This window comes from Savagea faecisuis, assembly GCF_042675605.1.
GTDB classification, from domain to species: domain Bacteria; phylum Bacillota; class Bacilli; order Bacillales_A; family Planococcaceae; genus Savagea; species Savagea faecisuis.
This window is the reverse complement of record NZ_JBHTJF010000015.1, coordinates 1-10,899: the sequence shown is the minus strand read 5'-3', so window position 1 is coordinate 10,899 and position 10,899 is coordinate 1. Positions and strand designations below refer to the sequence as shown.

General features: G+C 37.2%; 9 protein-coding genes and 2 pseudogenes. 4 read left to right on the top strand and 7 right to left on the bottom strand.

What is annotated here, in order from left to right:
* Positions 1-388 precede the first annotated feature (388 nt).
* The 6 genes and pseudogenes from ACFQ0V_RS03680 to ACFQ0V_RS03655 all read right to left on the bottom strand — a co-directional run.
* Positions 389-1,562, bottom strand: a pseudogene (locus ACFQ0V_RS03680) (IS256 family transposase); the annotation flags it as partial.
* 187 nt (positions 1,563-1,749) lie between these two features.
* On the bottom strand, positions 1,750-2,007 hold the full coding sequence (locus ACFQ0V_RS03675) for a YolD-like family protein (protein ID WP_381009824.1): 258 nt from the start codon (positions 2,005-2,007) through the stop codon (positions 1,750-1,752).
* A 194-nt stretch (positions 2,008-2,201) separates the two neighbouring features.
* Entirely contained in the window at positions 2,202-3,116 is a 915-nt protein-coding gene (locus ACFQ0V_RS03670; RefSeq protein WP_381009821.1) for a sensor histidine kinase, read from the bottom strand.
* A 15-nt stretch (positions 3,117-3,131) separates the two neighbouring features.
* The gene (locus ACFQ0V_RS03665; protein WP_381009818.1) at positions 3,132-4,058 is read right to left on the bottom strand and encodes an ABC transporter permease subunit; all 927 of its coding nucleotides are present in this window, start codon (positions 4,056-4,058) and stop codon (positions 3,132-3,134) included.
* Positions 4,051-4,965: an ATP-binding cassette domain-containing protein gene (locus ACFQ0V_RS03660; protein ID WP_381009815.1), complete on the bottom strand. Its 915-nt coding sequence runs from the start codon at positions 4,963-4,965 to the stop codon at positions 4,051-4,053. Before ACFQ0V_RS03660 ends, ACFQ0V_RS03665 begins: the two co-directional genes overlap by 8 nt.
* A gap of 85 nt (positions 4,966-5,050) precedes the next feature.
* Positions 5,051-5,716 carry a response regulator transcription factor gene (locus ACFQ0V_RS03655; protein ID WP_381009812.1) on the bottom strand — a complete coding sequence of 222 codons (666 nt, stop codon included), beginning with the start codon at positions 5,714-5,716 and terminating at the stop codon, positions 5,051-5,053.
* A 489-nt stretch (positions 5,717-6,205) separates the two neighbouring features.
* Here ACFQ0V_RS03655 and ACFQ0V_RS03650 point away from each other — a divergent pair.
* The 4 genes and pseudogenes from ACFQ0V_RS03650 to bleO form a co-directional block, all read left to right on the top strand.
* Positions 6,206-6,497, top strand: a pseudogene (locus ACFQ0V_RS03650) (transposase); the annotation flags it as partial.
* A gap of 440 nt (positions 6,498-6,937) precedes the next feature.
* Positions 6,938-7,921 (top strand): protein rep, encoded by a 984-nt coding sequence (locus tag ACFQ0V_RS03645; protein ID WP_000336291.1) that lies wholly within the window; start codon positions 6,938-6,940, stop codon positions 7,919-7,921.
* Positions 7,922-8,089: 168 nt separating this feature from the next.
* Entirely contained in the window at positions 8,090-8,851 is a 762-nt protein-coding gene (gene aadD1, locus ACFQ0V_RS03640) for an aminoglycoside O-nucleotidyltransferase ANT(4')-Ia (RefSeq protein WP_001014230.1), read from the top strand.
* A gap of 216 nt (positions 8,852-9,067) precedes the next feature.
* Positions 9,068-9,472, top strand: coding sequence for a bleomycin binding protein (gene bleO / locus ACFQ0V_RS03635; protein ID WP_001242578.1), 405 nt, complete (start codon positions 9,068-9,070; stop codon positions 9,470-9,472).
* Positions 9,473-10,060: 588 nt separating this feature from the next.
* Here the strand turns inward: bleO and ACFQ0V_RS03630 are convergent.
* The gene (locus tag ACFQ0V_RS03630; protein WP_002345002.1) at positions 10,061-10,795 is read right to left on the bottom strand and encodes a 23S rRNA (adenine(2058)-N(6))-methyltransferase Erm(T); all 735 of its coding nucleotides are present in this window, start codon (positions 10,793-10,795) and stop codon (positions 10,061-10,063) included.
* Between the last annotated feature and the right edge of the window lie 104 nt (positions 10,796-10,899).

The window sequence follows — 10,899 nt, the reverse complement described above, 5'->3', positions numbered from 1 at the left end:
TCAAATAATGAATGATTCATCGGTGAAAACCATTGTTCAAATGATGTTTTTCGTGTAAACTTATCCATGTGATTGTCCTTTATTTTGGATTTGGATAGGTTACTACCACCAAACCATTATAAAGGCTTTTTTTATGAACTTGATAGATTACAGATAATTCAGATTATAGTGCTGCGTTGAATTATTTTAATGCGACGCTAGTGAGGATATGTGAGTATATAATCCTAATTTGCATTAATTATATTAAAAAAATGGTCTAGAATAAATTTAAGGTACTGTCAATATTTTTGTGTAAATGACGATTCACCCGTTCAAGGGAACTCATCACCTGTGTATTCAATTGTACTTGTTCGAAGTGTTGATTTGAGTGTGTCGGTTCGTGCAGCTGCTCAAACATTTCTTCTAGTTTGGCATAGGCCTGATTGAAGCCGATGTGGCAACGTATGGCGAAACGTTGATTGTAGTCTTCGAACTGCGTCACTAAAAAGCGTTCCAGTGATTCTTCGTTTGGGAATTGTTCCTTACGCTTCGTATATTTTTTGATTTGTTTATTGAACGACTCGATTAAATTCGTCGAGTAGATGCTTCGCCAAATCGCTTTTGGAAACTGATAAAACGTTAGTAAATACGGGTTTTCCAGTAAGCCTTGCGTGACTTTTTTATACGAATTTCTCCATTTTTCGCAGAACGCTTCAAGTGCTATTTTCGCTGCTTCGGCGTCCTTTGCCTGGTGAATCGTTTTAAAATCTTCACACACTTCCTTGCGATCTTCTACGCGTACTTTATGCATAATATTGCGCGCCACATGGACAAGGCACACCTGATATTTTGCCTTTGGAAACACGGTAAAAACAGCGTCAGCCATGCCCTTTAAGCCGTCTGATACGAATAAAAGTACGTCTTCTACACCACGGTCTTTGAGCTCTTCTAGTAGCTCTTGCCAGTTGTAAGACGATTCTGTTAGGGCAATCGTATAGCCAAGCACTTCTTTGGAGCCGTCTTCACGAATACCAACCGCAATATAGACGGCCTCTTTTGACACTGTATCACGACGCACGGCAATATATGTCGCGTCTAAATACACGACTACGTAACGACTGTGCAAAGGACGATTATTAAAGGCTTCTACCGTTTCTGAAACAGCCTTTGTCATATTCGAAATCGTTTGCGGCGTATAGTGATGCCCATACATTTTCTCGATTAATTGCGCAATTTCCGCCATCGTAATCCCTTTTTTGAACAGGTGAATCACGGTTTCTTCCAGTGTATCATTCGAGCGCTTATACGGTGCCACTGTCTGTTGCTTGAACTCACCGTTGCGATCACGCGGAATTTGAAGCGTTAAATCGCCGTACTCCGTGTGAAGTGTACGCGAATAAGATCCATTGCGAGAATGGCCTGAGTTGAACCCGATACGATCGTATTTTTCATAGTCCAGAAATTCCGTTAGTTCTGTCGCAAGTAACGAATTAATCGCCATTTCCAAGTGCGAACGAAAAACCTTGGTAATATCTTGTTTTTTTGTAAGTAGCATCGACAATTTCTGTTGTAAACTGATTCATAGGGAGACCTCTTTTCTAGGATTGGTTATGGTGACTTAATTCTACCAAGAAAGGGGTTTCCTTTTTCTATGGAATTTTCTATTTACACAAAATATTTTGTACTCTCCAAAAAGGTACTGTCAATAATTTTGTGTAAATGATGATTCACCCGTTCAAGGGAACTCATCACCTGTGTATTTAATTGTACCTATTCGAAGTGTTGATTTTTTAAAGTACCTTCAACATAAGAGGCACTGCCGTTATCCCAATATTGAATAGCTACCTCACTATTTGTTTGTACAGCCGTTTGTATTTGGTGAGCTAGCTCTTCAAACTCGTATTCATCATGCTGCGGCTCAGGTAAGTAGTCATCTTCAGCGTGCCATTCACGTAAAAGCTTTACGTGCTCTGGCAGCATCATTGCCGTCCATTTGATCGTTCCTCTGTCTCGATTCCGATTTTCCATACACTCACCCTTAAAGAAACGTTTGTTCCTGTTTTGTCAGACTAATGCAAAAAGTAAAGAATCGAGTAATCCTATGCTACACTAGGGAAGTACTTTGTCACTTTTGTGAAGGCAGCATGGCTAATTGTCGTGCTGCTATTTTTTATAAGAGAGTTTATAAAAATTGAGAATATCAGATAAAATGAAAGGAGCCATTATGAAGGGCTCCTTTCATTTACTTTTATTAAGTTAGGGAATGCTAATGCAATTGTTAGTTGATTATCGTGAAATGCTATAGATATTTTGCCACTTAGTTGCTCAACTAAGTTTTCGACAATGGATAGACCAAGACCAGTGGAATATCTTGCGGAATCAACCGTATAAAATCGATTAAATAATTTTTCAACCTCAATCGTCGTTAAAGATGAAGCGGTATTCATGAATGAAATAGTTCCGTTAGGTGAAAGTGTAATGTGCAAATCACCATCGCTATATTTAATCGCATTGCTCAGTAAATTATCGAAAATTCGATATAAAATTTGTTGATCTCCAAAAAGTTTAATTGGCTCCTCTGGTATCGTGATGATGGGTTTGATATTTTTTTCAACAAGTGCACTGTAATATATCGAGATACTTTCTTCTAATACAGCATTTAAGGAGACAACTGTCATATTCGGTTTTTCCGTTGATGATGTAATCATCGAGTAATGGAATAATTGCTCGATTAGCCCCTTCATCGCATCGGTACGATTTTTAATGGTCTCTAAATATTGCTGAGCAGCCACAGATTTTTCCTCCTGATCGAGCAGTTCAAGGTAGCCGGAAATAGCTGTTAGTGGTGTCCGTAAATCGTGAGAGATATTTGTTACTGCATCTTTCAGTTCCTGATCTCCGTTTTCATAACGTCTTCTTTTTTCGCGTAGCTCACGGAGGTGAATATTCATTTCCGCCGCTAAGAATTGAATTTGTCGATCTGTTGTAGAGGTTGAAAGAAGCGTATTCGTTTCATGCGCAAGATGCTTCTTCAAATCCTTCTGAAATTCATTAATCCCTCTTCGAAGCATGATAAGTCTGGCACCAAGAAAGAGGACAATTAGCAATAAAACGCCACAGCAAATCCAAAGAAGCATCTTGCTCACCTACCTTTACCTTAAATCTTTTTTACGAAATGCGATGAAGCCGATTGCAATTAATACAGCTAACATACAAAGAGAATAGAGCGGGAATAAATGGAACGGAACATCTTCCTCGCTAGCAGCATACATATAGCTAGTTAGCGTTGATATATAAGCATTCAATTGCCCATATGGCAATAAATACTCAAGCGGTTGCAGTATTGTGCGCAATGGCTCATCAATATATCGAGGGTTTAGTATTTCCTCTCCAGATTGAATCAACTTTAAATAGATAAGTGCACCATCATCATTCTGTTCTGTATAATAGCTACCTTCAAATGTGCCGTCCACTGCTTGTTTGACTTCCTCTGGCGTCATTTGCTCCGGTAATTCGGACGTAATGGTACTTATATATTCCTGCTGCCCTAACGAATGATTAATTTGATAAGCACTAATCATGATGGCAAAGAACAGGATGAAATTAATGATTGCTGCAATTTCACGTGATGAAATCAGTATACTGACAACGGTAAACAAAATGCTCCAAACAAAGATACTCATTATAAAGCCAACACTACTAGATAGTATGACGGCTAGTGGAATATTTGCAGCCATTGTTGTACTCGCAATCACGATAAATGGAATGAAAAATGCACCGATAAAAATTGTGCTCATCATCAAACTAAGCGTGATTTGTGCAAAGTAAATCGTGGCTTTTGTTTTACCAGCAATGACTTTATTACGAATCGTACCGTCTGCGTATTCTCTACCAATCATCAGTGAGAAGTAGGCGGCAAGTAGAATAAATAAAGGCATAATGAATATATCGTCAAATACTTCACTCGTTGCAACGGACATACCATAAACGCCCCCATTTATGAAAATGGCAGTGAGTATTACCCAAAATAATTTGCTTTTTTTATAGCGAAATAGCTCTGCTCGTATGACGTTAAGCATGTTTAGCACCTCCTACAATGTTTAAGTAGTAGTGTTCTAAACTTTCATCGAGCTCATGTATAGACAGCACATTGCAATGTTCGTTCGCAAGTCTTAAAACAAGTGGGGTAATGTGTACCTCACCAAACACATTTACAGCTTCTTCAGAAACAACCGTATATTCCTGTTGCATAGAATCGAGTACACGCGTTAGCACGCCGATATTTGTTACTTTTATACGGGTACATTTACGGAATACTTTTTCTAACTCGGTGCTACTAATTTCTTGAATCATTTTACCGTTATCAATAAAGCCATAGTGCGTTGCTACACGTGCTAATTCATCTAATATATGGCTTGAAATGAGTATCGTTATTTGCTGTTCACGATTTAATTTTAAGATGAGCTCGCGCATTTCGATAATACCCTTTGGATCAAGTCCGTTCATCGGTTCATCGAGTACTAAAAAATCAGGGTCTCCACATAGTGCAACAGCAATGCCTAATCGTTGTCGCATACCGAGTGAAAAGTGCTTCGCCTTTTTCTTGCCGGTATGCTCGAGGCCGACTAATCGAAGTAACGTTGGAATCCCATCAAAAGAGGGGAGTCCAAGCACACGGTACTGCATCTTTAAATTGTCCTCAGCTGTCATATTCATATAAATAGAAGGCCCTTCAATGACTGCACCTATACGGCGACGCGTCGTTGAAATATCGCTTTCATGATGGTTTGTGCCATATAACGTATACGTGCCAGCTGTTGGCTCTTGTAAACCACAAATGAGCCGAATAAGCGTTGTTTTACCGGCACCATTTTTACCGACAAAGCCGTAAATAGCTCCCTTAGGCACGCTCATATGTAAATCGTTAATGACCGTATTTTGATGATACTTTTTTGTTAAACCTTGTACTTGTAATACATAGTCCATATTACAACCTCCTTTGATGTACCCAAAGGATAGCAAAAAAGTGTAAAGAAAACGGTTAAGAAATTAGTAAAGAAATCGTATAGATTTAATTGTTTTCAAATTTAAAGCCGATACCCCAAATTGCTTGTATATAGTCCTTGCCAGTCGCTTCACGCAATTTAATCCGAATATTGCTTATATGTACTTTAAGTGTTGATTCTGTGCAATCAGGTGTATCACTTGAAATAACATGTAGAATTTGCGATTTTGTGACAACTTGCTTTGGATGTTGCAGCAAGCATTTTAAAATTGCATACTCTGTTCTAGTGAGCTTTATAGGCTGTTCATGAACGGTCACTACATGAGAAATGGTATCCATTGTAATATCAGAATAGGTAAGTAGCTGCTGCTGTTCTGTTTGTTGTGCCTTTCGTAGTTGAACCGTTATACGCGCAACAAGCTCTTCTAAATGGAAAGGCTTTGTCACATAATCTGCAGCTCCGTTTAGCAGTAACTGAACCTTATCATTTACTTCTGCTTTGGCACTCATAATAATAACTGGCGTTTGCTGAATTTTAGGTAATACTTCTTCACCTGAGAGACCGGGTAGCATAAGGTCTAGTAAAATCAAATCAGGTTGCTGCGATGCTAAAACGAGCAATGCCTCTGTTCCAGAAAAAGCCTTTAAGACATGAAAGCCTTCCCGCTGTAAACGATTTGCCACCATATCGCTTATATAAATATCATCTTCAACAATTAAAATGGATTGCATAGATCGTTCCTCCATTCATTTGGGTATACAATGTTTTGATTGAAAAACTCTCTTCATATTGTACCATATTTTTCAAAAGATCGTTTCTATATGAAAGCATAGCATAAAAGTTCGACTTTAAATCGATAAAAATATGCAGGATTTTATGCAATATCGTAACTAACGCAGCCAATACAAAAATAAGCGTAAACGTTGCTGGCACTAGCTTTGTAGAAACGTGCATAAAATTCTGTATAAATAATGTTCCATAAAAAAACGAGAAAACGTTGTAATATCAAAGTTTTCTCGTTTTTTATATGCCCCCAAACTTACATTTGGGAATGTTTATTCAATTCGAAATGTATATTTATTTAAGTGAATATGTATTTTTGTAGGCTACCTTTGAGAGTATAAAATATTTTGTGTAAATAGAAAATTCCATAGAAAAAGGAAGCCCCTTTCTTGGTAGAATTAAGTCACCATAACCAATCCTAGAAAAGAGGTCTCCCTATGAATCAGTTTACAATAGAAATTGTCGATGCTACTTACAAAAAAACAAGATATTACCGAGGTTTTTCGTTCGCACTTGGAAATGGCGATCAACTCGTTACTTGCGACAGAACTAACGGAATTTTTGGATTATGAAAAATACGATCGTATCGGGTTCAACTCAGGCAATTCTCGCAATGGGTCTTATTCGCGTACACTTCACACGGAGTACGGCGATTTAACGCTTCAAATCCCGCGTGATCGCAACGGTGAGTTCAAGCAACAGACAGTGGCACCGTATAAGCGCTCGAACGCGAAGAATCGTTGGAGCGCTTTTTAGTGATGCAGTTCGAGGACTACAATCAACGTTTCGCCACGCGCTGTCACATCGGCTTCAATCAGGCCCGTGCAAAGCTAGAAGAAATGTTTGAGCAGCTGCACGAACTGGCAAACTAGACCGGAACGGCCAGCGCGAAATTTGAGTGTGTAGGAAAGGGCTAGCCCTTTCCTACACACTCAAATCAACACTTCGAACAAGTACAATTGAATACACACGTGATGAACTACCTTGAATGGGTGAATCGTCATTTACACAAAAATATTGACAGTACCGAAAGGTGCGTTGAAGTGTTGGTATGTATGTGTTTTAAAGTATTGAAAACCCTTAAAATTGGTTGCACAGAAAAACCCCATCTGTTAAAGTTATAAGTGACCAAACAAATAACTAAATAGATGGGGGTTTCTTTTAATATTATGTGTCCTAATAGTAGCATTTATTCAGATGAAAAATCAAGGGTTTTAGTGGACAAGACAAAAAGTGGAAAAGTGAGACCATGGAGAGAAAAGAAAATCGCTAATGTTGATTACTTTGAACTTCTGCATATTCTTGAATTTAAAAAGGCTGAAAGAGTAAAAGATTGTGCTGAAATATTAGAGTATAAACAAAATCGTGAAACAGGCGAAAGAAAGTTGTATCGAGTGTGGTTTTGTAAATCCAGGCTTTGTCCAATGTGCAACTGGAGGAGAGCAATGAAACATGGCATTCAGTCACAAAAGGTTGTTGCTGAAGTTATTAAACAAAAGCCAACAGTTCGTTGGTTGTTTCTCACATTAACAGTTAAAAATGTTTATGATGGCGAAGAATTAAATAAGAGTTTGTCAGATATGGCTCAAGGATTTCGCCGAATGATGCAATATAAAAAAATTAATAAAAATCTTGTTGGTTTTATGCGTGCAACGGAAGTGACAATAAATAATAAAGATAATTCTTATAATCAGCACATGCATGTATTGGTATGTGTGGAACCAACTTATTTTAAGAATACAGAAAACTACGTGAATCAAAAACAATGGATTCAATTTTGGAAAAAGGCAATGAAATTAGACTATGATCCAAATGTAAAAGTTCAAATGATTCGACCGAAAAATAAATATAAATCGGATATACAATCGGCAATTGACGAAACTGCAAAATATCCTGTAAAGGATACGGATTTTATGACCGATGATGAAGAAAAGAATTTGAAACGTTTGTCTGATTTGGAGGAAGGTTTACACCGTAAAAGGTTAATCTCCTATGGTGGTTTGTTAAAAGAAATACATAAAAAATTAAACCTTGATGACACAGAAGAAGGCGATTTGATTCATACAGATGATGACGAAAAAGCCGATGAAGATGGATTTTCTATTATTGCAATGTGGAATTGGGAACGGAAAAATTATTTTATTAAAGAGTAGTTCAACAAACGGGCCAGTTTGTTGAAGATTAGATGCTATAATTGTTATTAAAAGGATTGAAGGATGCTTAGGAAGACGAGTTATTAATAGCTGAATAAGAACGGTGCTCTCCAAATATTCTTATTTAGAAAAGCAAATCTAAAATTATCTGAAAAGGGAATGAGAATAGTGAATGGACCAATAATAATGACTAGAGAAGAAAGAATGAAGATTGTTCATGAAATTAAGGAACGAATATTGGATAAATATGGGGATGATGTTAAGGCTATTGGTGTTTATGGCTCTCTTGGTCGTCAGACTGATGGGCCCTATTCGGATATTGAGATGATGTGTGTCATGTCAACAGAGGAAGCAGAGTTCAGCCATGAATGGACAACCGGTGAGTGGAAGGTGGAAGTGAATTTTGATAGCGAAGAGATTCTACTAGATTATGCATCTCAGGTGGAATCAGATTGGCCGCTTACACATGGTCAATTTTTCTCTATTTTGCCGATTTATGATTCAGGTGGATACTTAGAGAAAGTGTATCAAACTGCTAAATCGGTAGAAGCCCAAACGTTCCACGATGCGATTTGTGCCCTTATCGTAGAAGAGCTGTTTGAATATGCAGGCAAATGGCGTAATATTCGTGTGCAAGGACCGACAACATTTCTACCATCCTTGACTGTACAGGTAGCAATGGCAGGTGCCATGTTGATTGGTCTGCATCATCGCATCTGTTATACGACGAGCGCTTCGGTCTTAACTGAAGCAGTTAAGCAATCAGATCTTCCTTCAGGTTATGACCATCTGTGCCAGTTCGTAATGTCTGGTCAACTTTCCGACTCTGAGAAACTTCTGGAATCGCTAGAGAATTTCTGGAATGGGATTCAGGAGTGGACAGAACGACACGGATATATAGTGGATGTGTCAAAACGCATACCATTTTGAACGATGACCTCTAATAATTGTTAATCATGTTGGTTACGTATTTATTAACTTCTCCTAGTATTAGTAATTATCATGGCTGTCATGGCGCATTAACGGAATAAAGGGTGTGCTTAAATCGGGCCATTTTGCGTAATAAGAAAAAGGATTAATTATGAGCGAATTGAATTAATAATAAGGTAATAGATTTACATTAGAAAATGAAAGGGGATTTTATGCGTGAGAATGTTACAGTCTATCCCGGCATTGCCAGTCGGGGATATTAAAAAGAGTATAGGTTTTTATTGCGATAAACTAGGTTTCACTTTGGTTCACCATGAAGATGGATTCGCAGTTCTAATGTGTAATGAGGTTCGGATTCATCTATGGGAGGCAAGTGATGAAGGCTGGCGCTCTCGTAGTAATGATTCACCGGTTTGTACAGGTGCGGAGTCGTTTATTGCTGGTACTGCTAGTTGCCGCATTGAAGTAGAGGGAATTGATGAATTATATCAACATATTAAGCCTTTGGGCATTTTGCACCCCAATACATCATTAAAAGATCAGTGGTGGGATGAACGAGACTTTGCAGTAATTGATCCCGACAACAATTTGATTAGCTTTTTTCAACAAATAAAAAGCTAAAATCTATTATTAATCTGTTCAGCAATCGGGCGCGATTGCTGAATAAAAGATACGAGAGACCTCTCTTGTATCTTTTTTATTTTGAGTGGTTTTGTCCGTTACACTAGAAAACCGAAAGACAATAAAAATTTTATTCTTGCTGAGTCTGGCTTTCGGTAAGCTAGACAAAACGGACAAAATAAAAATTGGCAAGGGTTTAAAGGTGGAGATTTTTTGAGTGATCTTCTCAAAAAATACTACCTGTCCCTTGCTGATTTTTAAACGAGCACGAGAGCAAAACCCCCCTTTGCTGAGGTGGCAGAGGGCAGGTTTTTTTGTTTCTTTTTTCTCGTAAAAAAAAGAAAGGTCTTAAAGGTTTTATGGTTTTGGTCGGCACTGCCGACAGCCTCGCAGAGCACACACTTTATGAATATAAAGTATAGTGTGTTTTATACTTTACATGGAAGTAATTGCCGGAAATAGTGAAAATGCCTCACATTTGTGCCACCTAAAAAGGAGCGATTTACATATGAGTTATGCAGTTTACGGGCCAAGATTGTTTAAGCAAAATAAGATAAGTTAAGGGATGCAGTTTATGCACCCCTTAACTTATCTATTAAATAATTTATAGCTATTGAAAAGAGACAAGAATTGTTCAAAGCTAATATTGTTTAAATCGTCAATTCTTGCATATTTTAAGGCTTGATAAAATTGGTTTTTGGAAAATAGTTTTATGTATTCTTTGTTAACCCATTTCATAACAAAATTTTCATATTGTTTTCTATCTTTGAGTGATATTTTTGAAGGGTGTCTTTTTAATACAATTAACGAGCTATTAACTCTAGGTTTTGGATGAAAGTATTCTCTAGGGATTTTACTTAATATGGATATATCAACTTCTGTCATTAAAAATAGTGCTAGTGAACGATTTGTATTTAGCAACCTTTTAGCAAATCCATATTCCACTATTAAATAACTTTCTGTAGCTGTGCTTTCAAAAACAATTTTTCGAATTATATCTGTACTTATATTGTAGGGTATATTTCCATATATCTTATATGACTTATTTTTAGGAAACTTAAATTGTAAAATATCTTTATTGATAACCTGGAAGTTCTCATATTCAATAAGTTTGTTTTTAGTTATCCTACATAATTTAGGATCTATTTCAATGGCGGTTACATAATTACACCTTTTAGCTAATTCAAACGTGAAATGACCTTTCCCTGAACCAATCTCAATAATATTATCATTTGTATTTAAATGTACATTTCTCAAAATTTCATTTATATGATGCTTTGAAGTAATAAAGTTTTGACTATCTTTTATATTTTTTTTGTTCATTATAACCCACTCCTTTGTTCATTATAACCCACCTCCTCCGGTACTGTCAATATTTTTGTGTAAATGACGATTCACCCATTCAAGGTAGTTCATCACGTGTGTAT